The organism is Acinetobacter sp. AB03 (assembly GCF_058107045.1).
On record NZ_JBUEBA010000002.1, the window covers coordinates 2,835,455 to 2,860,896 of the forward strand.

The 25,442-nt window shown below is 43.2% G+C and carries 19 protein-coding genes and 1 pseudogene; 10 read left to right on the forward strand and 10 right to left on the reverse strand.

All coding sequences use genetic code 11. The features are described from left to right. Positions 1-114: 114 nt before the first annotated feature. On the reverse strand, positions 115-372 hold the full coding sequence (tusA, locus tag ACY3FQ_RS14290) for a sulfurtransferase TusA (protein WP_004692640.1): 258 nt from the start codon (positions 370-372) through the stop codon (positions 115-117). A 213-nt stretch (positions 373-585) separates the two neighbouring features. On the opposite strand from tusA, the gene ACY3FQ_RS14295 reads away from it, so the two are divergent. Next, positions 586-1,425, forward strand: a complete 840-nt coding sequence (locus ACY3FQ_RS14295; RefSeq protein ID WP_004978829.1) for a CorC family transporter — start codon at positions 586-588, stop codon at positions 1,423-1,425. Further along, a complete protein-coding gene (gene lnt / locus ACY3FQ_RS14300; protein ID WP_489774236.1) occupies positions 1,422-2,981 on the forward strand; it encodes an apolipoprotein N-acyltransferase in 1,560 nt (519 codons plus the stop codon). The genes ACY3FQ_RS14295 and lnt overlap by 4 nt, the downstream gene beginning before the upstream one ends. A 66-nt stretch (positions 2,982-3,047) precedes the next feature. Here lnt and ACY3FQ_RS14305 read toward each other — a convergent pair. From ACY3FQ_RS14305 to gspF, 4 genes and pseudogenes are all read right to left on the reverse strand, one after another. Next, positions 3,048-3,381, reverse strand: a pseudogene (locus ACY3FQ_RS14305) (tRNA-binding protein). A gap of 159 nt (positions 3,382-3,540) precedes the next feature. Beyond that, positions 3,541-3,876, reverse strand: a complete 336-nt coding sequence (locus ACY3FQ_RS14310) for a hypothetical protein (RefSeq protein ID WP_489774238.1) — start codon at positions 3,874-3,876, stop codon at positions 3,541-3,543. 283 nt (positions 3,877-4,159) lie between these two features. Further along, positions 4,160-4,597, reverse strand: a complete 438-nt coding sequence (gene gspG, locus ACY3FQ_RS14315) for a type II secretion system major pseudopilin GspG (protein ID WP_058868821.1) — start codon at positions 4,595-4,597, stop codon at positions 4,160-4,162. A gap of 33 nt (positions 4,598-4,630) precedes the next feature. Continuing rightward, entirely contained in the window at positions 4,631-5,836 is a 1,206-nt protein-coding gene (gspF, locus tag ACY3FQ_RS14320; RefSeq protein WP_489774239.1) for a type II secretion system inner membrane protein GspF, read from the reverse strand. A 152-nt stretch (positions 5,837-5,988) separates the two neighbouring features. On the opposite strand from gspF, the gene ACY3FQ_RS14325 reads away from it, so the two are divergent. From ACY3FQ_RS14325 to ACY3FQ_RS14355, 7 genes are all read left to right on the forward strand, one after another. Then, positions 5,989-8,211: a primosomal protein N' gene (locus ACY3FQ_RS14325; RefSeq protein ID WP_489774241.1), complete on the forward strand. Its 2,223-nt coding sequence runs from the start codon at positions 5,989-5,991 to the stop codon at positions 8,209-8,211. An 82-nt stretch (positions 8,212-8,293) separates the two neighbouring features. Next, the gene (locus ACY3FQ_RS14330) at positions 8,294-10,135 is read left to right on the forward strand and encodes a monovalent cation:proton antiporter-2 (CPA2) family protein (protein ID WP_489774242.1); all 1,842 of its coding nucleotides are present in this window, start codon (positions 8,294-8,296) and stop codon (positions 10,133-10,135) included. 50 nt (positions 10,136-10,185) lie between these two features. Continuing rightward, positions 10,186-11,061 (forward strand): Hsp33 family molecular chaperone HslO, encoded by an 876-nt coding sequence (hslO, locus tag ACY3FQ_RS14335; RefSeq protein ID WP_087011236.1) that lies wholly within the window; start codon positions 10,186-10,188, stop codon positions 11,059-11,061. 199 nt (positions 11,062-11,260) lie between these two features. Next, the gene (locus ACY3FQ_RS14340; RefSeq protein WP_201953395.1) at positions 11,261-11,713 is read left to right on the forward strand and encodes a DUF2147 domain-containing protein; all 453 of its coding nucleotides are present in this window, start codon (positions 11,261-11,263) and stop codon (positions 11,711-11,713) included. A gap of 144 nt (positions 11,714-11,857) precedes the next feature. Continuing rightward, positions 11,858-12,811 (forward strand): DnaJ C-terminal domain-containing protein, encoded by a 954-nt coding sequence (locus ACY3FQ_RS14345; RefSeq protein WP_489774243.1) that lies wholly within the window; start codon positions 11,858-11,860, stop codon positions 12,809-12,811. A gap of 10 nt (positions 12,812-12,821) precedes the next feature. Then, a complete protein-coding gene (locus ACY3FQ_RS14350; protein ID WP_004978810.1) occupies positions 12,822-13,178 on the forward strand; it encodes a chaperone modulator CbpM in 357 nt (118 codons plus the stop codon). A gap of 72 nt (positions 13,179-13,250) precedes the next feature. Continuing rightward, complete coding sequence (locus ACY3FQ_RS14355) at positions 13,251-13,511, forward strand: HP1242/YdcH family protein (protein WP_004692664.1); 261 nt, start codon at positions 13,251-13,253, stop codon at positions 13,509-13,511. Between the two features lie 120 nt (positions 13,512-13,631). Here the strand turns inward: ACY3FQ_RS14355 and ACY3FQ_RS14360 are convergent, their stop codons facing one another. The 3 genes from ACY3FQ_RS14360 to rpsO all read right to left on the reverse strand — a co-directional run bounded on the left by ACY3FQ_RS14360 (position 13,632) and on the right by rpsO (position 17,627). Then, entirely contained in the window at positions 13,632-14,867 is a 1,236-nt protein-coding gene (locus ACY3FQ_RS14360) for a magnesium transporter CorA family protein (protein WP_205667261.1), read from the reverse strand. A gap of 142 nt (positions 14,868-15,009) precedes the next feature. After that, on the reverse strand, positions 15,010-17,097 hold the full coding sequence (gene pnp, locus ACY3FQ_RS14365) for a polyribonucleotide nucleotidyltransferase (protein ID WP_171054252.1): 2,088 nt from the start codon (positions 17,095-17,097) through the stop codon (positions 15,010-15,012). A 260-nt stretch (positions 17,098-17,357) separates the two neighbouring features. Then, a complete protein-coding gene (rpsO, locus tag ACY3FQ_RS14370) occupies positions 17,358-17,627 on the reverse strand; it encodes a 30S ribosomal protein S15 (RefSeq protein ID WP_004692669.1) in 270 nt (89 codons plus the stop codon). 251 nt (positions 17,628-17,878) lie between these two features. Here rpsO and ACY3FQ_RS14375 point away from each other — a divergent pair, with 251 nt between their 5' ends. Continuing rightward, positions 17,879-19,177 carry a serine hydrolase domain-containing protein gene (locus ACY3FQ_RS14375; protein ID WP_489774244.1) on the forward strand — a complete coding sequence of 433 codons (1,299 nt, stop codon included), beginning with the start codon at positions 17,879-17,881 and terminating at the stop codon, positions 19,175-19,177. A 688-nt stretch (positions 19,178-19,865) separates the two neighbouring features. On the opposite strand, the gene recD is transcribed toward ACY3FQ_RS14375, so the two are convergent. Then, complete coding sequence (recD, locus tag ACY3FQ_RS14380; protein ID WP_489774246.1) at positions 19,866-21,650, reverse strand: exodeoxyribonuclease V subunit alpha; 1,785 nt, start codon at positions 21,648-21,650, stop codon at positions 19,866-19,868. 39 nt (positions 21,651-21,689) lie between these two features. After that, positions 21,690-25,442, reverse strand: a complete 3,753-nt coding sequence (locus tag ACY3FQ_RS14385) for a UvrD-helicase domain-containing protein (RefSeq protein WP_489774247.1) — start codon at positions 25,440-25,442, stop codon at positions 21,690-21,692.

Genomic DNA, 25,442 nt, shown 5'->3' on the forward strand with positions numbered 1-25,442 from the left:
CTTGAATTCTGTTCAAATGAGCAGAGTGTTATCTTTTAAATCTTTGTGCAACAAAGCCATGTAAACAACAAAATGCTCCGAGCAACTGCGGAGCATTTTTATGGAAAATAGGATTTAACCCTTTTTAACTAAATAATGAAATTCTTTATTGCCGTTTTCGTCTAAGCGCTCTTCTTGCAGCAAAAGTTCATGCCCAAGATGCATACAAAATTTCGGAATATCCCATGAAGTTGAATTATCCGTTGCAAACACCTCCACTACATCTCCCGATTTAGACTTGCGAATGGCTTGATGCAACATCATCACAGGCTCTGGACAGCGTAAACCACGGGTGTTTAATTGGATGCTTGGGCTCACTTCCAAATCAGACATATACAAACTCAAAAATTTAAAAACTTGCCCAATTTTAACACAACTGCCCATTTCGCATATCTGTTTGCATAGTTTGATGGTAGATGAACCTCATATTTAAAAGTATTGATCTAATCATTCATGCAATCCTTGCTTAATTACAATAGACAACTGTGTTTTCTACGGTATGATAAAATTAAGTTTTTTAGATATTAAGAGTCTTTAGGAAAGATCATGCACGAGGAATCAGGCCCGTCGTGGGGAATGCGTGGCTTACGCAAATGGTTAGGTACCGCGCCAGAAACTCGCGATGAACTGTTAAAGTTAGTTCAAGATTCACGTCGTTTTTTAGAACCCGACACTGTTGCGATGTTAGAAGGCGTATTAGATCTTCCAGCAACCAAAGTCCGCGAGGTCATGACACCGCGTACATCGATGATCAGCCTACAAGAAGATGATGAGTTACTCGACATTTTGCATACTCTGGTTGAGTCAGCACATTCACGTTTCCCTGTCTTTTCATCAGATCAACCAGACAATGTCGTTGGCATTTTATTGGCCAAAGACTTATTGCCTTTTTTGACTGAACCAAACAATAAAGTGGATATACGTGCGCTGATGCGTCAACCTTTATATGTACCTGAAAGCGCACGCTCAGACCAAGTGCTTCGCATGTTGAAAAATACCCAAACGCACATTGCGGTGGTGATTGATGAATATGGCACGACCTCAGGTTTAGTGACGTTAGAAGATATTTTGGAAGAAATTGTCGGTGAAATTGAAGATGAACACGACAAGATCGATGAGGAAGCTGAATATATTATTCCCGACAATGACCCAACGACCGCAAATACGTGGCTGGTTCAAGCACTTACACCAATCGAACACTTTAACAATCTTTTAGATGCAGACTTTTCTGATGATGAGGTTGAAACTGTGGGCGGTTTATTGCTTCAAGAAATTGGTTTAGTGAGTGATTTACAAGGTCAGGTGATTGATCTTGAAAATTGGGAATTTACCATTGTAGAAGCAGATGCACGTTCTATTCATCTGATTCGAGCCGTTCGTAAATGAGAGCTTACTTTGACAAACTGTTAACCCCCAATCCACAACAAAAACAGTTACCTTTAATTTATCCGCTTTTAATTGCCTTATTTTCAGGGGCGGTCTTTAGTTTTGCACTCGCCCCTTATCATTATTGGTGGTTGGCAATCTTATCCCCTGCACTGCTCTATGCCACTTTACGCAGTCGCAGTGCAAAACAAGCCTTTGGTATTGGTTGGGCCTATGGTTTTGGCCTCTGGTTCGTGGGGGCTTTTTGGCTCTACACTTCCATCCATGTCTATGGCGATACCAATAGTGCCTTAAGTGTGGGCATGATCGGCATTATGGCCTTGGTCATGGGCTTATTCACGGCTGTCCAAAGCTTTATTTACCGCCGCTTTTTCCCTGAAACACCCCTAACCTTCGCCCCGCTTTGGGTGCTTTTTGAATGGGCGAAAACTTGGGTTTTCACAGGCTTCCCATGGCTGTTTGCAGGCTATGCCTTTACCGAACGCTTACTGGATGGGTATGCACCATTATTTGGTATCTTCGGGGTATCATTTGTGGTCTTGGTCTTAGCCTGCGCACTGGTCGAAGTTTTAAACCGCCGCGTCTTTTGGGTCATTCCTTCTGCCTTATTGGTACTTGGTGCATGGGGCGCATCAAAAATTGAATTCGTCTCCGCAAAAAATACGCCGCCATTATCGGTTTCTTTAATTCAAGGCAATATCCCACAAGACTTAAAATGGCTCACTGAGTATCAACTAAAAACACTTGGAATCTATGCTGATTTAACCAAAACAGAATGGGGACGAGACCTCATTGTTTGGCCTGAATCCTCTATTCCGATGTTCCAAAGTGATATCGAACCCTTTTTAGCTGCAATGACAGCACAGGCCAAGAAAACCAACACGGCGTGGGTCACCGGTATTCCATACTGGGATATTTCAGGCTCTGAAACGGCAGGTCGACCACTGTACTACAATAGCATTATGGCCAATGGTACTGAAGCCGAAGGACTCTATAAAAAGCAACGTTTAGTGCCTTTTGGTGAATATATTCCACTATCTGGTTTACTGAAATGGGTGTTGCCTGCCATGCAGAATGATCCGTCGATGAGTGGTTTTTCACGTGGTGAACAACAGCAACAACCGCTTTCTATTCATCAGCAGCATTTAGGCGCAGCCATTTGCTATGAAGTGGCTTATCCGAACTTGACACGTCGTAATGCCAGCCAAAGTGATTTCTTGGTGACAGTTTCCAACGATGCATGGTTTACAGGAACCGCAGGCCCTTTACAGCATTTACAGATGGTACAAATGCGTGCCAAAGAAAATGGACGCTGGTTTATCCGTGCCACTAATACAGGCGTGACGGCGTTTATTGACCATCAAGGGCATATCGTAAAACGTGCTCCGCAAGATCTGGCAACCGTGCTTCGCGGCGAACTGCCTGCTATGCAAGGTCAAACGCTATATACCCGTTTAAGTGATTGGCCAATTTTAGGTTTTTCAGTCTTTTTACTGATCTTGGGCTGGATCTATCGTCCACGTAAAGTCGATGTATCGTTTAAGTCTCGTCGATAATTGCTATTGTTAAATCATAATTTTCCAAAGAAAAACCCAAGCTGAGCTTGGGTTTTTCTTTTTCAATTATAGTAGCTTGGTACCTACTGGAACATCTGTATCAGGCACACACAGCACCACACCTGCGTCTGAATCATGAAAGCCAGTCACTAAGCACTCAGACTGGATAGGACTGTTTGTTTGGAAAGTTAACCACTGCCACCACCAATTTACCCAATAACAGTTCAGGTTGATAACGCTCAGTAATCTGCGCACTCGATTTCTTAATGCCAATTTCATGGCCAAAGTCGACATGTAAAATATAAGCGGGCTTACGTGCTTGCTCAAAGACTTCGGCCTGAATAATACGCCCGACTCGAAGCTCGACTTTTAAAAAATCTGCCCAATCAATCTGTTCCATACTTCACTCTATATTTATATTTTCTACAGTATAGGTAGCGAACACTAGCATCATATACAACGAAACAGACAAGCGATCTTATCTTTCCGCCATTCTTCATGACGCAATAAAAAACCGAGCGTATGTGCTCAGTTTTTATCACAACTATAAATGTCAGAATTAAATTTGACTGACCAAATAGGACACCATACCAGCTAAAAAGAGCATCGGGGTATAACGGTAGAACATGACCACTTTTTGTTCTAATGCTGTAATCTGTACTTGATCGAGTGTGAGTACGGTTGCTTTTAACGCAGACCAAAAGCTCAAAACCGCCCATGTGCTGAACAGACTGATTGCAAAGAAACCCACCCTAATTTGGCTGCTGCCTTCAGTCGACTGCCACACACTTAAAACACCTTGAGCAACAGGAAGCATACTCAAAATCAAAAGAACAGATTTGAGCATCGACCAATGGAATTGGCTCATTTCATCCAACAAGGTTAATGCTTTCATTCTATTCTCCTCAGGCAAATCAGTTGCCATTGAGAACATTATGCAAGGATTTAAATAAATAAAAAGCCTATTTTTATCCATAATTTACATTATTTGTAATCAACAAATATGGGAATAATTCTTATTATAAATCTCAGCTGATGCTTATTATATTTAATAATTTAAAATCATAATCTTAGATATTAATTTTAAATTAAGATGTATTATCATTACAGTCCACATTGACATAACCTATGCACTGTAATGATATATTCAATCAAACCCAATATATAATAATTCTCAATTAAGGTTGATACTGAATATCAGCATCGGTTTCTTCACCACCTTGCTGTCCATCTGCGCCAAAAGAATATAAATCAAATGGTCGTCCATCAGTCCCAGGTGCAACATATTGAATGTCATTGTCCCAACTGTCTTTCGGATATCCACCTTTCACATAACCGCCTGGTAACCAATTTTTTGCAGACTCAGGCTTATTCACCAAAGCATCAAGTCCACCCTCTTGCATCGAAGGGTATTTATCATTGTCCAATTTATATTGATCCAATGCCGCAGCAACACCTTTAAGGGTAATGACAGTGGTGTCCACTTTGGCTTTTTCACCGCGTCCCATCACATTGGGTACAATTAAGGCTGCCAACACACCTAAAATAACAATCACCACCATGACTTCAATTAAGGTAAAGCCTGAAGCTTGGCGTCTATAAATTTTTGATTGCATGTGAATTTTCTCTTCCATCTTATATTTTTAAAATTAAATCATGTTGTTCATGTTGACGATCGGCAGCATCACGGCGATCACAATCACCAAGACAATGCTTGCCATCAGAACCAACATCAATGGCTCAAGTAAAGCCAGCAAGGTCGATATGAGCGTTGTCACTTCTCGGTCTTGCATGGTCGATGCGCGCTCCAACATCCGATCCAATTCACCCGACGTTTCACCACTTTTAATCATTTGTACCATCATCGGCGGGAAATAACCACTGCGCTCCAGCTGGGTCGCAAGGTTTCCACCTTCAGTCACTTTTTCTGCGGCATGATTGACCGCATCGCGAATCACCCAGTTATTACTCACCGCTGCGCCAATTTTTAATGCATCCACCAAGGGCACACCTGACTGGGTCAAAATCGACAAGGTACTAGCAAAGCGTGCGGCGTTTATACCACGAGAAAGTTTACCGAATAATGGCAGTTTGAGCGTTAAACGATCAAAGGCATAATGCCCTGCTGTAGTTCTTAAAAATCGCAGTAATAAGCCGATGCCCAGTACACTGCCCACCAATAAAAATGGCCATGCCACTCGAATAAAATCACTGGCTTTCATCAAGGCAACCGTAATCCATGGCAAGACATCTTTGCTTTGGTCAAAGGTTTTGACAATGTCAGGCACTACATAAGTCATAAGCCCCATCACGATGGCAAAAGACATCAGCATTAAAATAATCGGGTAAATCATTGCGCCTTGGATTTTCTTTTGCATTGCAAAACGATTTTCGGTGTAGTCTGCCAGCTGATCTAGAATTAAGTCCAAATGTCCTGAACGCTCACCAGCGGCAATCGTAGCAATGTACAACTCTGGAAAACGTCCAGATTGCTGTAAACCCTGCGCCAATGAATGACCTTCCAGTACTTTAGAACGCACTGACATCAATAAATTTTGTACATGTGCTTTTTCTGACTGCTTTCCAACCGCACGAATGGCTTCTTCCAACGGAATGGCCGCCGCCACAAGTACAGAAAGTTGACGTGTCAATAAAGCCAAATCATAGGCGGTAATTTGTTTTTGAAACCATGTTTTACTGCTGTGCTTATCTTTTTGTTCAACAGGATCAACTGAGACTGGAATCAGTGCTTTATCACGAAGTTGTTGCCTAATTTGACGCGCTGAATCCCCTTCGAGCACGCCTTTTTGCTGCTTTCCTGCGGCATCGAGTGCGGTAAATTGATATGCTGGCATGTTTACGCTTTCTAATTGTCCATTTAGTCATTTGGCGCTGTTGCATGTCGGCACCAAAATCATTCATATTCTAAGTTATAAATTATGTCATCACTCTAACACAACTCATTCATCGCACAACGACAATTTCATCAGGACATTTTGAGCTTTTTATGCCAGAAAATACACTTTCCACAACACCAAGCTACCGTATTCGTGTGGCTGTTCCCGTTTATCTATATGACTGTTTTGACTATAGTTTAACGGCTGAACAATACCACCAAGCTGAAGTGGGTGCACGTGTGGCTGTCTCATTTGGTCGCCAAAATGTGGTCGGTGTCATTGTTGAGAAACTCACTGATGAGAAACCACTCGATTTAGGCTTTAAACTTAAAGCCATAACTGAGTTGCTCGATGACAACGCTATTCTAGATGCTAAAGTTTTAAGTTTATTGACATGGTCAGCGCAATATTACCAATTTCCGATTGGTGAAGTGATGCATGCTGCTTTGCCCAGCTTTTTACGCCAAGGCAAACCTTATAACCTATTGGCGCGGATGTGGAAGCTGATTGATGATCATGCCGAAGACAAATTAAAGCGTTCTGAAAAACAACAAGATGCCTATAAAATTTTAAAGCTGCATCCCACAGGAACGTCTGAAAATATTTTAAATTTGGCTGGCATTGAAACTGCGACCTTAAAGGCCTTAGAAAAAAAGCAAATCACCCAGTGCATACTTGAAGCTCAAGACTTTAAACCACAAGCCATGACACTGGCGCAAATGCCTCTCACGCCCAATGATGAACAAAAGCGTGCCATTCAAAACATTCTCAAAGCTCGTCATAGCTATCACGCTTTCTTACTGGATGGTTTAACCGGTAGTGGCAAAACTGAAGTCTATTTGCAAGTCATGCAAGAGGTTTTAAAACAAGGCAAACAAGTCTTGGTATTAGTGCCTGAAATTGGTCTCACCCCACAAACAGTGAGCCGTTTTCAGTCACGTTTTCACTGTCATATTACGCTACTACATTCAGGTTTAAATGATTCTAAGCGCCTGCAAGCTTGGCAAAGTGCACAAACGGGAAAAGCTTCGATTGTGATTGGCACACGTTCTGCCATCTATACGCCCCTTCCGCATTTGGGTTTGATTGTCTTAGATGAAGAACATGACTTATCTTTCAAGCAACAAGAAGGCTTCCGCTACCACGCTCGTGATGTGGCTTTATACCGTGCGCACTTAGAAAACTGTCCGATTATCCTCGGTTCTGCAACGCCAAGTATCGACAGTTATGCATTGGTTGAACAAGGTAAAATGACCCGTTTGGAGTTGGACCAACGTGCAGGTGTGGCCGTGATGCCGAAAATGCATGTGATCGATCTGAAAGTGGCACAAAAACAAAATGGCATCAGCCAACAGCTGATTCATGAAGTACAAAAGCGCTTAGACAAAAAAGAACAGGTGCTGATTTTTTTAAACCGTCGCGGCTATGCGCCTGTGTTGATTTGTGAAAGTTGTGGCTGGCAGGCCAAGTGCCCCCACTGCGATGCCAATTTTACCGTGCATCGACAGCCCTATCAGCATTTGCACTGTCACCACTGCGGCACCATCCACCGCATGCCTGAACACTGCCCGCAATGTCAGCATAGCGAACTAAAACCAATTGGTTTAGGCACCGCAAAAGTTGAAGAAAACCTACAAGAACTGTTTCCAAATTTTGACGTAATTCGGGTGGATCGTGACTCGACCAGTCGGGTCGGTAGTTGGCAAAAAATCTATAACAAGATTCAGAAAAGTGAACCCATCATTTTGCTCGGTACTCAAATGCTGGCCAAAGGACATCACTTTCCTTATGTGACTTTGGTGGCGATTTTAGACATTGACTCAGGCTTACTCAGTGTTGACTTTCGTGCCACAGAACGTACTGCACAGCTCATCATCCAAGTTGCGGGACGTGCTGGGCGCGGTGAGAAAAAAGGCGAAGTGTATTTACAAACTTTACGTCCAGACCATCCTTTGCTGAATACCCTGCTAGAATCGGGCTATCGCAGCTTTGCCAAGCAAACGTTGAAAGAACGTAAAGCTGCATGGATGCCACCTTATCGCTATGCGGCTTTATTGCGCTGTGAATCCAAAGACCAAGAACTGAACCAAAGCTTTTTACAAGAGCATGCACAAGCACTGCGCCAAGCCTCCGAAAACAGTATTGATATTTGGGGACCGATTCCTGCGCCGATGGAGCGTAAAGCGGGCCGCTATCAAGCGCATATGGTACTCCTGTCCAAAGACCGTGCAAGGATGCATTTTTACATTCGTCAGTGGTGGCAAAATGTCTGGCACAACAAACCGCATGGTATGAAATTGAGCCTTGATATTGATCCACAAGAGTTAAGTTAAGACTTGACATGAATAAGGTTTAGACCTGAGTCGCGTTCTCCCTTAAACTTCCAACATAAAGAAAAAAATTTAGGACAGGGCAATGTCTCTACTGCTTCAAATCACCCTCTTTTTGGCTGCGGCACTGATGATCGTTCCGTTGGCCAAACGGCTGGGGATTGCCACGGTACTCGGCTATTTATTTACAGGCATCTTACTCGGTCCCAGTGTATTCAATGTCATCCATGACCCTGAAGACATCCATAAACTCGCTGAGTACGGCGTGATTTTCTTGATGTTCATTATTGGACTCGAACTTCGCCCGCAACGTTTATGGGAAATGCGTAAATCCATTTTTGTGATGGGCAGTTTACAAGTGACGCTCTGCGGCGTGCTACTGGCGTGCATCGTCTTTTTTGCCCTGCAACAGCAGATTGCAGCCAGTGTTGTGATTGGTTTTGCCCTTGCCCTCTCCTCCACCGCATTTGTGTTGCAACTGCTCAGCGAAAAACAGCAACTTAATACCACTTTTGGTCAGCAGTCCTTTTCCATTTTACTCTTTCAAGATATTGCCGCGATTCCGCTGATTGCAGTCATTCCACTCCTTGCAGGGACAAACTCAACCCATCATGGTGTGGCCTACTTTGCAGCGATTGTTGCTACCTTTACAGGCTTGTTTTTATTTAGCCGCTATCTCATGCGCCCTTTTTTCCGCTTTGTGGCTAAAAGTGGCGCGCACGAACTGATTACCGCAGTCGGTTTGTTTATTGTCTTAGGCGTAGTCGCGCTGATGGATGTCTTAGGTATCAGTACCACCTTGGGCGCATTTTTAACTGGAGTGTTACTTGCTGACTCTGAATTCCGTCATGAACTGGAAGCCAGTATTGCACCATTTAAAGGTCTACTTCTCGGTCTATTTTTCATGACCGTCGGGATGAGCACGCAAGTTTCGCTGCTGTGGGAAAGCCCAAGCCTGATTATTGGCGGTGCGTTATTGCTGATGTTGGTCAAACTGTTGGCGTTAACGGCCATCGCTCGCTACTTCGAGTTTTCATGGCGCAATAGTTTGATGCTGGCAACCTGTTTGGCACAAGGCGGTGAATTTGCTTTTGTGGTGCTCAATGTTGCCATGAGTGAACACGTGATCACACAGGCCATTTTAGAGCCGATCAATTTAATCGTGACGTTGTCGATGATTCTGACGCCTATTCTATACTGGCTGATGAGTTCGTGGGTGGTGCCTCTATTCGAGAAAGAGGCTACACCTATCTATGATGATATTCCTGAACAGCATAACCCGATGATCATTGCTGGCTTTGGCCGTGTCGGACAAATTGTGGCACGGCTGGTTCACTTACAGCACCAAACCTTCACGGCGATTGACAGCAATATCGACAAGGTTGATTTCGTTCGCAACTATGGCGGTAAACTCTACTATGGTGATGCCACTCAACCCGATATCCTGCGTGCAGCTGGTATCGAGCATGCCAAAGTGTTTGTGCTAGCCATTGATGATATTGAAGACTCGATGAATGTGGCACGCCATATCCGGCTCAATTATCCAGATTTAAACTTGCTGGTCCGTGCCCGTGATCGACATCATGTGCATTTGTTGCGTGACTTGGGGGTGGAGCATATTTGGCGTGAAACCTATTTATCGTCTTTAGGGATGGCCTATTTTGCCCTGCGTAATTTAGGCATTGCCGAACAAGATGCTTATAAGAGCATTGAGTTATTTCGCGATTATGATGAAAAACTGCTCGCGCAGCAGCAAAGTATTTATAACGATGAACAGAAAGTGTATGAAACACATCGTAATGCTCTGGCCGAATTAGAACACTTATTTGAAAGTGATACGCAGCTCCGTCAAAGTCCTGTCGGCGTTGACCTACAACGTGAGTTACAACATGACCGAATAGATGTCACACGGGATGAAGTAAAATGACTTGTGTTTTACAATATCGTCACCATTAAGACAGGATATTGGAGAAATTTATGTCTGATTTGCGTCAACGCTTTTATATTGAAGATAGTCCTGTTCGTGGTGAAGTGGTTCATCTAGAAGAAACCCTACAAACCATCTTGGCGCAGCGTGATTATGCACCTGCAGTCCAAGTGCTGTTAGGTGAAATGCTTAGTGCCACGGCATTACTTGCCAGTACTTTAAAAATTAAAGGCCGTATTAGTTTACAAATTCAGGCTTCAGGTAGTTTCAAATGGGCCATGGCTGAATGTAACCACCTTGGTGAAGTACGTGCCTTGGCGGATTATGAAGCAGATCCACGCTTTAATGCTGCCGACAGCAGCAGTACAGTATTGAGCACCCTCATTAGCCCTGTACTATTTATTAATATTGAGCCAGAATTTGGTGAGCGTTATCAAGGGATTGTGGCTTTAGACAAGCCAAATCTTGCGGGTTGTTTAATGCAGTACTATGACCTGTCTGCCCAAATTCCAACGCGTATCGTTTTGGCCAGTTCAGCCCAACGTGCTGGCGGTTTACTCATTCAGCTGTTACCACGTAACAGTGAAGAGGAACAAGAACGTGTCGACCAAGACTTATGGCCACGTCTGACCATGTTAACTGAAACGCTCAAAATCGAAGAGTTAACCGATTTAGAATCCAGTGAAATTCTTTACCGTTTATACAACGAAGAAGAAGTACGCTTGCCTGAAGTTGAAATACTAAAATTTGGCTGTACCTGTTCTAAAGAACGTTGTGCTCAAGCGCTTGAACAAATTGGCGCCGAAGCCGTTCGTGAAACGCTAGAACATCAAAACCCGATTACCATGGATTGCCAGTTCTGTAACACGCAATACAGCTTTAGTGCAGAAGAAGCCTTGGGTTTATTTGGTGAACACTTAAGTTAAGCGCGTCATGTGCAATAAAAAAAGAGCAGCTGAACTGCTCTTTTTTTATGCCTTTGTTCTCATAAAAATAAGATAATTCAAATGATTCATCACTTTTATTCATAGATATTTCACTGGTCACACCGCTTAAATTTCGTTATAAATAAACCCATAATTTTTATATGTCTTTATTTTTCTCTTCCATTGGGGTTTTATCATCATGAAATTTTCTTGCAGTCTTTTCGTACTCAGCAGTTTATGCGCCTTCTCCAGTTTTGCAGCCACCGATCCCTTGGTCGGCAAATGGAAAACCATCGATGATAAAACAGGATACTCTCTCAGTGACGTTATAATTGAAAAAGACAAAAACAATAGCTATAAAGCAGTCATCGTAAGTACGCGCGAAATTCCAGGTGCGGTAAAAATAGAAAACTGTAGCAAGTGTGATGGGGTCAATAAAAATCAGCCCATCGTCGGCATGACAACGCTCAGCCATTTGCAGTTAGACAATGCCAATGATTCGACCTATAACCATGGACAGCTCCTCGACCCTTTCACAGGGCTACGTTATGATGCATATGCACGACTCAGCAACAATGGTAAGCACTTACGAATTCGAGGAACGTCGACCGAAAATGGCGGTGGGCGCAACATCACATGGGTCAAATATTAAGTATTCCTCATCCATCAAAGCCCCTTTTATCGGGGGCTTTTTTCTTGTCATGTTTTGAAACAATAAGGAACATATCTTTACTGTTGAAATCTGCTGAAAGGCTGAATAATGATTAAAACTTAATCAATTTATTTAATCTTATTTATGCCGAAGAACCATTATGAAATACTCGGTTTAACGCGAGATGCGACCGCCGAACAAATTAAAAAAGCCTATCGAAAATTGGCACGTAAGTATCATCCCGATGTCAGTAAGGAGCCTGATGCTGAAGCACGGATGCAAGAATTAAATGTCGCCTACGACACCTTAAGTGATGAAACGAAAAAAGCAGAATATGACTTTGAACTCGATCATCCGCAAGGCTCACAGCAATTCAACCCCAATGCAGGCTTTGGCGGTTTTGAAGATGCATTTCGGAATGCCCAAGGTGGGCAACAGGCACATGATTTTTCAGGGTTTGAAGACTTATTTGGCCGTTTTGGTTCAGGTTTTGGAGGATCAAACTATCAATATCAACGCCAAAATAGCACACGCCATAAAGGCGAAGACCAACATGCGCGTTTAGAGGTCGATCTTGAGGTTGGATTCCACGGTACCACCCAAACTATTACCTTACAAATTCCTACTTTAAATGCCTATGGTGAAGCGGAAATTCAGCGCAAAACGCTGGAAGTTAAAATTCCCAAAGGCATGAAAGAAGGGCAACAAATTCGCTTAAGTGGTCAAGGACAGTCAGGTATTCAGGGTGGTGAAAATGGCGACCTGTATATCGAAATTTATTACAAAGATACGGAGACCACACGCGTTGAAGGAGTTGATGTCTATCACCAACTGAATATCAGTCCTTGGGAAGCCGCTTTGGGGCAAAGCATCACCGCCGCCCTACCCAATGGTCGGACATTACAAATTCAAATTCCGAAAAATGCCAAAACGGGGCAGCAACTCCGTTTAAAAGATCAGGGGATTCCAGCCAAAAAGGCAGGACATTTATATTTAATTTTAAACATTGTTCAACCTCCTGCGCAGAGTGAGCAAGAACAGAAAGCTTACCAAGCCTTTTCTGAAGCATTCCCTCACTTTAAGCCGCGTCAGTCTTAAGGAGAAAATTATGACGACTATTCAATATCGTGAAATTATTTTAGACGGATGTCGACACGCTGAAATTGTTGATGAACAACATAGCTTTGATTTAAAGCATTTTGCTGAAGCCTGCGGACAAAGTCCTGAATGGGTTTTACAGCTGTTGGAATATGACATTCTGCCGAACCGACCCGATAACCGCATTCACCAATTTTTTGGTGATGATGTCTCACGTGCACGGCGAGCCTATCGCTTACAACGTGACTTTGATGCCAGCTTTACTGCAGTCGCAATGATGCTGGATTTGATTGAGGAAGTTCAAAAACTTCGTCGTGAAGTAAAACATTTACATCTCACTGACCCAGTTCAAACAACTCAACACTAGTTCTATAAAGAAAGATTGGCGCATGCTTTTCTTTCTTTTTTTATTTTTGAATAAGAGGATTAGACGGCAACCATGAAACTCAAAGTTTGTAATAAAAAGACTAAGCTCATGTTTCCTGAATACCGAGACATGATTCAACAGCTTAGAGAAGACAATCCGCATTTTTCTAAAATGTTTGACGACCATGAAGCTCTCGATCAGGAAATTTGTTTACTCGAACAAGACCCTGTCAGGATTCATCGTGGAGAGATTGAGCCCCTCAAACGGAAAAAGTTGTTCATTAAAGATCAGCTTTATCGGATTTTAAAAGGAGCCCAGTTAAAAACCTCTTAAATTAAATCTCCCTGCGACGCCCATATATCCGAATAATAAATTGAACAAGGATAGCGTCAGCATGTAAAGAAACACCTTAAAGCCCATTTGCTTTAATGGTCTATGTGGAAAATCACCGAATTATTTTAATTTGGTGATTTTCTCTAAATCTTTGATGGTGCCCTTCACGGTTTGCTTGATCGGCTCATAATCGATGAACCAAAATAAATTCATATGTTGATCCGCATGCTGCTGTGCCAACATATCAATGACACTTTTTTCGCCACGCCCGACCAAATGACGTCGATAAAAATAATACAGCAGAATCAATGTCGTCATTAACATGATGCCCAACATGATCCAAAACCCTGTTGGAGACTTCAGCCCCGGAATAAACTCGAAGTTCATACCATACACCCCTGTCAGCAAGGTCAGTGGCGCAAAAATCGCGGTAATAATGGCTAAAATCCGCATATTTTCATTGGTTTGATTGGCAATGGCTGAAAAATGTAGATCGATAGCTGCTTGCACTGCATTTCTCAAGCGAATGGTATGCTTTTGAATACGTTCAATATGACTGATCAAATCATCGACACGTACCAACATGATGTCTTGTTTTTCGCTACGTTTTTTCCCTTTCAAGTGCGAATAATTATCGACAATTTCATCGCGTAATTCCTGCAAAGTTTCGATTTGCTCTTCGCACAAGTTTTCCACTTGTTGGAAAGCCATATTCTCTTGCAACAATTGATGCCACTTGGTAAAACGACGATGGCCTTGTAAAAGCTCTTGCTGCCAAAACTCTACTCGACGTGTCAGCGGAACACGTAAATCAAGATAACCATCCACCATGTTATTGAGCAGTCTCAAGGTCAAATCTAAAGGCGTTGCAGGTAATTTTCGTGGCTTATTATGTTCCTCAATCGGACGGCTCAACACCGTTTCCATACGCTGAATATAGCTTTCAACTTCTTTATTGCCCTGCTCTCTAACCGTAATCAGAACTTGCGGCGTGAGCATAAAGCTAATCGGGGTCGTCGCCAGACCAAAAACCCGTTCATGTTTTTCAGCCGCTTGAGTATCAAGCTTGATTTGATCATCAGGTGTGATCAGCTTACGAAAGATCAGCAAGTCATAATCTTCCAAAGTGTCAAAGGCACAAGGGTGTTCTAAATTGAGAATATCGCGCAGATGATATTCATTCATCCATAGTCCCGTTGCCGCATAAATGTCCTGCTGCCAATGTTCTGCCCGATTAACCACATCGTCACGGCTACACTCCACCCAAATAAACTCGGCTTCCTGCTCTGCAATTGGCTGTTTCTGCACATAGGTATGCTGTGCGGTGGGATGTTGATAGAAATAATAGCTTTGCATATCTCATTTATTATTGTCTGTCTTAGCCAGCATGATGCCATAAAAAAAGCCCTGAGCAAGCCAAAGTTTAAATTGGCCAAGCTCAAGGCTTTTCTAAGACAACTCAATTCACATGGCAAATACCATGTGAATTGACAAGAGATTAAACTTGTTCGATGTCTTTCATTGTCAATTTGATACGACCACGGTTGTCTACATCCGCAACTTGTACCTTAATTTCTTGACCTTCTTTCAACACATCTGCCACGTTTGCAATACGCTCGTTCGAGATTTGTGAAATGTGAAGTAAGCCATCAGTACCTGGAAGGATGTTTACAAACGCACCGAATTCAACGATACGAATGACTTTACCGACGTAAATCGTACCTGGTTCAATTTCAGCAGTAAGTGCTTGGATTTTTGCAACCGCAGCAGCAGCAGCAGCTTTGGTTTCACCAAATACACGAACGGTACCGTTGTCTTCAATATCAATTGCAGCTTTGGTTTCTTCAGTAATAGCACGGATGGTCGCGCCACCTTTACCAATCACGTCACGGATCTTGTCTGGGTTGATGTTGATCACTTGGAATGTCGGTGCATGCATTGAAATTTCAGGGCGAGCACGTGAAATCACTTGGTTCATTTCATTCAAGATATGCATACGGCCTGCATACGCTTGGTTCAATGCCGCTTCCATGATCTCTTCAGTGATACCTTCAATTTTGATATCCATTTGAAGCGCGGTAATACCGTTCGCAGAACCAGCTACTTTAAAGTCCATGTCACCTAAGTGATCTTCGTCACCTAAGATGTCAGAAAGAACTGCGAAACGCTCGCCTTCTTTCACTAGACCCATTGCAATACCTGCAACTGGCGCTTTCAATGGAACACCTGCATCCATAAGTGATAATGAAGCACCACATACAGAAGCCATTGAAGATGAACCGTTTGATTCAGTAATGTCCGATACGATACGAATAACGTACGGGAAGCGGTCAGCTGCAGGAAGAACCGCTTGAACACCACGACGCGCCAAACGACCGTGACCGATTTCACGACGCTTAGGACCAGATTCACGACCTGTTTCACCGACAGAGTATGCAGGGAAGTTGTAGTGCAACATGAAGTTGTCAGTTTTAGTACCAGCTAGGGTATCAACCATCAACGCATCACGGGTATTACCTAAAGTGGTAGTTACCAATGCTTGAGTTTCACCACGTGTGAATAATGCAGAACCGTGTGCACGGCCTAATACGCCCACTTGAACATCAATGGCACGAACAGTTTTCGTGTCACGACCATCAATACGTGGTTTACCAGACAAGATGTTGTCACGTACCGTACGGTATTTCAAATCTTCGAATAATTCGTCAACTTCAGCAGCAATGCCAGTTTCATCATTTTCAGGAACGAACTGAGCAACAGCTTCTACATGAAGTGCATCTAATGCTGCGTAACGGTCTTGCTTAACAGCAATTGTATACGCTTCAGAGATTTTCGCTTCAAATGCATCTTTCAATTTGCCAAGAAGTTCTTCGTTTTTAACTGGCGCAACCCAAGTTGATTCAACCGCACCCGCAGCAGCAGCAAATTCTTTAATCGCTTGAATTGCGATTTGCATTTCGTCATGACCGAAAAGTACAGCGCCTAACATTTGGTCTTCAGAAAGCTCTTTCGCTTCAGATTCAACCATCAATACAGCAGCTTCAGTACCTGCAACCACAAGGTCAAGATCAGATTCTTTAAGCTGTTCTAACGTTGGGTTAAGGATGTATTCACCGTTGATTAAACCAACACGTGCGCCTGCGATTGGGCCTGCAAATGGAACACCAGCAATAGACATCGCAGCTGAAGCACCCAACATTGCAGCGATATCGCCTTCCATGGTTTTATCAGAAGAAATAACAGTCGCTGTTACTTGGATTTCGTTGTAGAAACCTTCTGGGAACAAAGGACGGATTGGACGGTCAATAAGACGTGAAATTAAAGTTTCAGCTTCAGACTGACGACCTTCACGCTTACCGTAACCACCTGGGATACGACCTGCAGCATATTGTTTTTCTTGGTAGTTAACAGTCAACGGGAAGAAGTCTTGGCCTGCTTTTGCTTTTGGTTGAGCAACGATTGCAACAAGAACCTGTACACCACCCATGGTGATCACAACAGTGTTTGCTTGACGAGCAACACGACCAGTTTCTAAAACAACCGTGTGTTGACCATATTGGAATTCTTTACGAATAATATTAAACATAGACATGTATTTTTCTTTCCTGATTTTTATTCTAGTGGAGACCCCTAAGGTTTGGCATTCACATCGCCATTTCAGGCAACTGTATAAATGACAAAGCTTAGAAGCCGACCTCACCAGAGACTAAAAATATGATTTTAAGACACAAAGAAGGAGCGAAACATTCGCCCCTTCCCCATTACCTCACAGAAGCAAGGTAGACTTTCTTTTTCAGTAATAAAGCATTCAAAATGCGATAGTCCGAAAATAAAAGTTTAATCGAATTAACGACGTAAACCTAAAGCAGCAATCAAGTCGCTGTAACGAGTAGCGTCTTTACCTTTAAGGTAATCAAGAAGCTTACGACGTTGGTTAACCATACGGATAAGACCGCGACGGCTATGGTGGTCGTGTTTGTGCTCTTTGAAGTGACCTTGTAAATCATTGATTTGAGCAGTTAAAAGAGCTACTTGAACTTCTGGTGAACCAGTGTCGTTTTCAGCGCGAGCAAATTTAGCAATGATCTCTGCGCGATCTGCGTTTGTTAAAGCCATTCGATTTCTCCGAGATGCTTATAAGTTACATTTGATACAAATCAAATTGATTCTTCAAAACCAAGTTGACTGCCGTGCATCACTACAGCAAGGCATTATTTTAAGGGATCTAGCGCTATATTGCAAAAATGTTTTATGTTCGCAGTCAATTCGGCAACTGACGGCTTTGCACAAATCATGCACAATCATGACAATCCTGATTTTCAATATCAGACTCAGACCCAATAAAAACGAAAAATAGAGAGAAATTTGTGAAAATTTTATCTGCCAATACCTGTTATGTCCCGCATGACCTCAACCACGTGATTCGTTCTAAAGATGAGGTCTCCGCTACCTTGGGTGGCATGAATGACGCACAAATTCAAAGCATTTGGGCCAGTGTAGAGTCCCTATATAAAACAGGAAACTACCCTTTCATCAGCCTCTGTTTACGTCGTCAGGGACAAATATTGTTAAACCGCAGCATTGGTTATGCGCAAGGCAACTCAGCCGATGGTTTAGCGGCAGATGCGAAAATTGGCACACCCGACACCCCAGTTTGCTTATTTTCCGCCTCTAAAATCGTTACAGCCATGCTGATTCATATGTTGGATGAACGTGGTGATCTGAATTTACTCGATCCGATTAGCCACTATATTCCCGAATATGGCGTAAACGGTAAACGTCGTGCCACCATTTTCCATTTGCTCGCTCATCGTGGTGGCATTCCTCGCATTGACAGCAAAGTCACGCCTGAACTGTTGTTTAATCAAGATCAAATTTTAGAACGTCTTTATGCGGCACAACCCGGTTCAGCCTCAGGCACACATCTGGCGTATCACGCCGTGACGTCAGGTTATATTTTAGGGGAAATTATCAAGCGGGTAACAGGTCAAACGGCCCGTGTATTTCTTGCCGAAAATATCGAAAAACCCATGGGCTTAGATTACTTTAACTATGGCCTAAAACCTGAGTATCGAGCGGATGTCGCTTTAAACTATGCCACAGGTCTACATCCACGTTTAGGCACAGACCATTATCTTAATCGGGTACTGGGCGGTGGTTTACAGTTGGCGGTCGATGTGACCAATGATGCGCGCTTTATGGACACGATTTGCCCAGCGGGCAACATTTATACCAGTGCCGAACAAGCTGGACGTTTCTTTGAAATGCTCTTGAGTGGTGGCGAATACCAAGGCAAACAAATCATGAGTGCCCAAACGGTATTTCGCTCGACATTGGCCACGTCAGGGGGCAGTTTAGATCGGACATTATTAGTCCCGATGCGTTATGCCTTAGGCCCAATGTTAGGGAGTAATCCTATTGGATTATTTGGACCCATGACTGGGCAAGCCTTTGGACATCTCGGGTTTTCCAATATTCTCTGCTGGGCCGATCCAGAACGTGATATTAGTGTATCGCTATTAACCACAGGAAAATCTGTCGTCGGGACCCACTTACCGGCTTTAGCGAAAACGCTTTATCAAATCTCAAAACATTGTCCCAAAATCTTAAAGCACCAACGTCGCTCCTTATTTGCAACGGATCGAAGCCAAACAGATTTAGTCTGAGCATAAAAAAAAGCCCAAGTAAACTTGGGCTTTTTTGCGCTGTAGTGTTCTTTTATTTTTGTTCTTGTTGTTTTGGTTATCATTATAATAATGCGCTTTTCCGCGTCTTGTATTAAACATTCCATGTTTAATTATTTACGTCCTTATGTGACACATTTTGCCACATCACACAGAAGAAAAAAGTCGTATTTCACTCATCTTCATGTAAGCGATTGCTTACATTAAACTCTCAATTTCTCCACAATTTAACCTAAAGCACATTCTAAAATTCAATAAATTACATTAAAATTAATAAAAAACAAATATTTAATAAATTAATTAAAAGTTACAAACCACATTATATTGCACCAATATCTACCCAACCGTTCATATATTAATGTATTTGTGTTCCGATAAATGATTGGCTATTTTTTGTCATATTATGCCAATTCAGCAGATATAAAAAAGCCTTGTAGTCTCTCCCAAAACTACAAGGCTTAGCGGCTGTAAGTTTCCTCTTTCACCTACTTCACTGTAAGTTCGCTGTCTACTGACGTTATTATTATCTTTTTGCGATTATACTCAACATTCCGTGTTGAGCTCTTTATGTGAAGCCATCTTCTCAAAATCCTCAGCAAAGCTCTATGCGCAAATCTCTTGAATCCCTGTAAGCCATTTCGTACAAAATTCCTATTTGTTTATTAAATCTTCACAATTGAATTTGTTGATTAATTTTTCTTGATAGACCACTTTCTCGGGTGGTTCGAGTCACCATAGCATGTACGAATGCATCGGCATCGACCAGCAAACTGACCACTTTTTTCGCCCGCGTAATTGCGGTATAAATCAACTCTTTACTGAGTAATTTTTCAGCCTGCCGATCTACCACTACCGCGGTATGGGTGAACTCAGAGCCTTGAGATTTGTGAATAGTCAGCGCAAAAGCCGTTTCAATATTTTTGGGTAATCGTGTCGCAGCTACCCATTTATCCAAGCTGGGGAAATATACCTCAAACTGCAACTTCCCTTGTTGAACGCGCTGTAAACACAGTCCAATATCGCCATTCGACAAGCCCAACTGATAGTCGTTATAGGTCATCATCACAGGACGGCCCAAGTACCACTCACCCTGCTTGATTTGTTTTGATTGTTCTAATAAGCGCTGCTCGATTTGCAGATTGAGCTGTTTTAAGCCGAAATGGCCGTGACGTATGGCGGCTAAAATACGGTAATCATCAAAATGTTGAATCACTTTGGGTACGAGAGACTCATTAGGATTTTGCTGATATTGCTTTAAAGCCTCGACATAGCCCTGAAAGCCGAGCATCAGCAGATCATAATAATGTTGTAACTGCTCTGCAGATAAAGCCTGCTCAGGCAACAATTCGAGTTGTAGATAATCGACCTTGACCTGATCCAACTCAACAACCTTCAACGTCGTGGCATTTACTACTTGCTGTTGAAAAGTGTGCAATACGGTCTGTTTTTCGGCAGGATGCGTCATTAAATCAAAACAAGATTGCTGTTGAATAAATTGTGCCAACTTTCCAATTCGTGCATCTGATTTGAAACGACGGCTATTGACCAAATTGACTCTATTTTCAGCCAAAGCTGGAACCTGTTGTAGATCGGCGAGTACAGAACCTACATCGACCGAAGCCAACTGATCAGCATCTCCCAATAAAATCAAACGGGCTTGATTCGGCATGGCAGCAAAGAGCATCTGCGCCAAATTTAAATCTAGCATTGACGCTTCATCAACGACAATCACATCATAGGGTAAAGGTTGTCTGCTATGAAACCGCGGTTGCTGCGTATTCCCTAAGCCCAAAAGTCGATGTAGCGTCACAGGGTTTAAGTTTTTCAAATCTGGGGTAATGAAGTTTTGTAACTTTTCATCTTGAAAAGAGTTCTGAAGGGCTTCTTTCATCCGCTGCGCCGCCTTACCTGTCGGTGCAGCCATCGCAATACGAATATCAGGCCGACTTTGTTTGAGCACCGCAATAATACGCGCCAAAGTATACGTTTTCCCTGTGCCCGGACCACCTGTAATGATCGCGAGCGCCTGCTCAGCCACCATAGCCAAAGCCTGTTTTTGGTGTGGATCTTCTAGTAAATGAGCATAAGGTGAAATATCCACTTGCGTTAAGTCTTGCAGTTTTAACCGCGCCACTTGCTGGGCTAAGGACTGCTCTAAAGCCCAATAACGATACAGATATAATTGCTGCTGATCGTAAACAAACGGGGCTTTTTGTTGCTGTGCCTGCTGTTCATCCATCACCAAATCATCTAAGACTGTGACGGCTTGAGCTGCAACCGAGATACAACTCTCACCGCGTAGCATGGCTTCAAGGACCTGTTGAATCATTTCACTTCGGGTTTCGGTGAACCCTGTTTTACTCAGTGGTGACTGTTGAATAAACTGACTCCAACGCGTTAACCATGTGTCTACCACGGCAGCCTGATCAATACTGGCTTTATGAACATTTTCCACACGGTTATCCTCAAAGTTATCCACAACTTAATTCTTTGTTTATGAGTGACTAATTTCACTTAATTCAGAAGTTTTGCCTACATGATTTTCAGTAGAAGTATCCTCAGCAAAATGACCCAAGATGGCATCCAATCTTAAAATAAACTCTGGGCTGGCACGCCAACTTAAAACCCCTTGATTGGGCTGCCCATTCATCCCTCTCAAATAAAGATAACTCGCCTGACCCAGATGTTTTTCAATGTCATAGTCCAGCAAATTCACTTTTAAATAGCGATGCAAAGCCACCAAATACAAACCCGCCTGCAACCAATAACTGGCATGTGACATATTCAATTGGATTGCGTCATAATTGTAGCTCTGCTGATCCGCCCCTAAGAAGTTACTTTTATAATCGGCGATGTGATAACGCTGACCATCAAAATAAACCAAGTCTATCGAACCTGTCAGATAACGAGCAGAATTGGCTTCATTTAAGTCGAGTAGATCAATCCCGTATTCTTGAAACAATGCCTGTATGCGTTTAATCGCCAGCACATGATCGGACAATGACAAATAAAATGGAAACTCGGCCAAGTGTTCATCGGCTTTGAGTTGCTTCAACTGAAAACCTGCATGCAAAGGCGTTTCTAGCACATCTGCTAACCACGCTTGCATCCACTGCACCAATTGAGTTTCATCATCCTGTCCAAACTCGTGTTGATATTTGCCCAATAACTCTTGCCACAGTAAGGGACTATCATTTTTAAAACGACGATGAATTTCCAGTCCCCAATCACGTGAGTCCTGAAAATCAATATGCTCGAAAATTTCGTGCAGGAAGGTTCCCGCAGTCGTCCTCATTGGAAACTGCCGTTTAATCCAAGCCAAAGGCTGACTCAGCTCCACATCCTCAAGCACAGGATGATTCATCTCGTCATCCGCACTGCCCACTTTCTCGCTCAAAACTGCTAAGGCATCCATTGCCTCTTTGCGACTCAAATGCTGTGCCAATGCACTAAAACTGGTTTTGGAACGTGGATAAAAACGCTGTTCAGGAAAAGCCAAAGCTTGTAACTGAATGATCTCTTGCTGCTCCGCTGGCTGTAAACGGATCGGCTTTTCAGTCAGCAGCACCTCATTACCACTGGCAGGATGTTCAAACAGATTACCTGCTTGGCCACGCCAAAATGCCAATGCCGTATTTGATTTATATTCCTGATCTTGCAGTAAGGCATACACGCGGTGGCTGGCGCGGGTCAGTGCGACGTACCATAAGCGATGCTGTTCTGCTTCGGCTCGCTCATTGTGTTGATCAATCGCGGCTGGGTCTAACAGGTTGGCATCATTTACCGCTACGATGCGCTGTAACTCGCTCTGCCCTGTCGTCGGATTGATCTGTTCCAGTGTTGAAAAGTTTAAGGTTTTATTCATTTCCTTAAAGTCTTTGTCGGCACCCAGCAAGAACACCATTTTAAACTCTAGACCTTTGGACTGATGAATGGTCATCAGCTGTACGCCTGTGGCATTGGAAAGTTTGCGTTCCAGCTCCCACTCACGTTCCGCAGGCAAATGTAGCTGTTTGAGATACCAATGATACAATTTCTGCGCGCCTTGGAACTGCTCACTATGTTGGCTCAACAACTCAGTCAAATGCCGTAGATTGACCACAGTCCGTTCGTTGTCTCGGCTTTGGTAAGCCACCAAGTTTTTCCACACTTTAAACAGGTTTAAAGCGTACTGCCATGCACTTAAAAAGCCTTTGTTGATCCACATGTCGCGGATGTCATCAAAATCCGCCATAAACTGGCTCAGACCGTTGGCTTGCTTTTCCAGTTCCAGTAACTTTTTTAAATTAATCGCCAACAGCCGGCTCAAAAGCGCACGGCGAACCTTGGCTTCATCAAAAGGATGCATCATTGCGGTCAATAACGCACCGACATCTTTCGCGACCTGACTTTCAAACACACTACGTTTAGACGGACGATTGACCAAAATTCCCAAACGCTCTAGTTCAAACTGAACTTTGTCCAAGCCATCATGGTTTTTCGACAACACCGCGATATCATTTGCCCCCATAAACTGTGGCGGATCATCTGCCACATACAGTTGCTGTTGAATGCCTTGGTTGATTAAATCACGAATTTTCCATGCCACTTGTTGAGCTTCATTTTTTTTGTCTTCAAGTAACAGCCAGCGCAGCGGTACATGGTTTTCACCTTGTGCATCGACCAAAGCGGGATGGGGACGAGTCCCTGCTTCTACAGGCTGGTAATAGACCTGCTCACCAAAGTCCTGTTGGCGTTGAAATAAAGCATCCACCACCTGTACCAGCTTTTGCACAGAGCGATGGTTATATTTCAAACTATACTGCCGACCTTGCTTTGCCAAAACATCTAAATGTGCCTTGTTATAGGTCAGCATGTCACCACCACGAAAGCCATAAATAGCTTGTTTCGGGTCACCGACCATAATCATACAGCCTTGATGATAACGCTGTGCATCACGCCAAATCCGCGCCAACATATCATCTTGGTCTTGGTTGGTGTCTTGAAACTCATCCACTAAAATGAGCGGATAGCGTGCCTGTACAAACTGAGCAAAGCGCCTGCCTTGTTCACCCTGTAAGGCTTCTGACAAGGTACGAATTTGCTGAGAAAAAGTAGTTTCACTCTTTTGCTGCAAGACTTGTGGTAATCGCTTTTTCACCTCGGAGCTTAAGTGATATTTTAAATACGCATCCAACACATCCAAATTGAGCTCTAGCTCTGCCAACGCCTCTAAGAAACTGCGGACCTGCCGCCATACAGGATGCTGCTCAAACTGTTCCAGTACATCTACAGCACATTTGTTTAAGACCTTTTTCGTTGCGAGGTCAGTCAGGTGTTTTAAGGTTTTTTCAAAATGTGGCGCGAATAAAGCATAAGCTCGTTGCTCTTTCAGGGCGGTCAAAAAAGCAGGTAAGTCCTGACATAAAATACGCTCCATCAAAGCATCGGTGCGCCACTTCTTCCCCAACACCGCATGGTATTGGCCCTCAGGGGCATAATAGTCTTTCAAGCCTTCAATCTGCACCACATCCAGCGTGGTAAATTGATCAATGGCCTGTTCAAATTGTGTCAAATCAAGTGTAGGTTTTTCTACCTGTTGAAACTGTGCTGATGCAAAGTTCAAACTATTTTCAACAATCGGTACATAAGCTTGTTCGGTTTTTAATTTTTGTTTTAACAGTAAATAATTCACCACAGGCTGCGGCTGTGCTTGAATCCACTCGCGTAATACGTCATGAATAAGCTGTTGAGTATAACTCTGCGCATCATCGGTAATATCCGCACGCTCAATCTTGCCACTTTCAAAAGAAAACTCACGCAGTAACTTTTGACTAAAACTGTCCAATGTCCCGACAAATAACTCATCTAACTGATCAATCACCAACTTCAAACGCTCTTGGGCAAAACCGACCCGCTGTGCATAATCTGTGAGCACCTTGATAAAAAGCGGATCTTGTTCGACAGCTATTTTGGCCTGTATTTCTCGCTCGGTCAGACTCTGACAACCTTCAAAATAACGTAAAGTTTCAATCAAACGTGCCCGAACGCGACTTTTCAGCTCCGCAGCGGCTGCACGGGTGAAGGTGGTTGCAATGACCTGATTCGGCAAATAGGCCCCAAGAAAAATACGCACCATCAAACTGGACAAAGTAAAAGTCTTGCCTGTGCCTGCTGAAGCTTCAATCCAATGCAAGCCCTGAAAGCTCATATCGGCAATGGGTTGATAAGACATGTTCGATGTAGAGACCTGAGACTGTGCTGTCAT

Bases quoted from the DNA above. Each gene is read 5' to 3' on its own strand.
- tusA (WP_004692640.1), bottom strand. From the start codon at position 372: ATGTCTGATTTGGAAGTGAGCCCAAGCATCCAATTAAACACCCGTGGT.
- ACY3FQ_RS14295 (WP_004978829.1), top strand. From the start codon at position 586: ATGCACGAGGAATCAGGCCCGTCGTGGGGAATGCGTGGCTTACGCAAA.
- lnt (WP_489774236.1), top strand. From the start codon at position 1,422: ATGAGAGCTTACTTTGACAAACTGTTAACCCCCAATCCACAACAAAAA.
- ACY3FQ_RS14310 (WP_489774238.1), bottom strand. From the start codon at position 3,876: ATGAAAGCATTAACCTTGTTGGATGAAATGAGCCAATTCCATTGGTCG.
- gspG (WP_058868821.1), bottom strand. From the start codon at position 4,597: ATGCAATCAAAAATTTATAGACGCCAAGCTTCAGGCTTTACCTTAATT.
- gspF (WP_489774239.1), bottom strand. From the start codon at position 5,836: ATGCCAGCATATCAATTTACCGCACTCGATGCCGCAGGAAAGCAGCAA.
- ACY3FQ_RS14325 (WP_489774241.1), top strand. From the start codon at position 5,989: ATGCCAGAAAATACACTTTCCACAACACCAAGCTACCGTATTCGTGTG.
- ACY3FQ_RS14330 (WP_489774242.1), top strand. From the start codon at position 8,294: ATGTCTCTACTGCTTCAAATCACCCTCTTTTTGGCTGCGGCACTGATG.
- hslO (WP_087011236.1), top strand. From the start codon at position 10,186: ATGTCTGATTTGCGTCAACGCTTTTATATTGAAGATAGTCCTGTTCGT.
- ACY3FQ_RS14340 (WP_201953395.1), top strand. From the start codon at position 11,261: ATGAAATTTTCTTGCAGTCTTTTCGTACTCAGCAGTTTATGCGCCTTC.
- ACY3FQ_RS14345 (WP_489774243.1), top strand. From the start codon at position 11,858: ATGCCGAAGAACCATTATGAAATACTCGGTTTAACGCGAGATGCGACC.
- ACY3FQ_RS14350 (WP_004978810.1), top strand. From the start codon at position 12,822: ATGACGACTATTCAATATCGTGAAATTATTTTAGACGGATGTCGACAC.
- ACY3FQ_RS14355 (WP_004692664.1), top strand. From the start codon at position 13,251: ATGAAACTCAAAGTTTGTAATAAAAAGACTAAGCTCATGTTTCCTGAA.
- ACY3FQ_RS14360 (WP_205667261.1), bottom strand. From the start codon at position 14,867: ATGCAAAGCTATTATTTCTATCAACATCCCACCGCACAGCATACCTAT.
- pnp (WP_171054252.1), bottom strand. From the start codon at position 17,097: ATGTTTAATATTATTCGTAAAGAATTCCAATATGGTCAACACACGGTT.
- rpsO (WP_004692669.1), bottom strand. From the start codon at position 17,627: ATGGCTTTAACAAACGCAGATCGCGCAGAGATCATTGCTAAATTTGCT.
- ACY3FQ_RS14385 (WP_489774247.1), bottom strand. From the start codon at position 25,442: ATGACAGCACAGTCTCAGGTCTCTACATCGAACATGTCTTATCAACCC.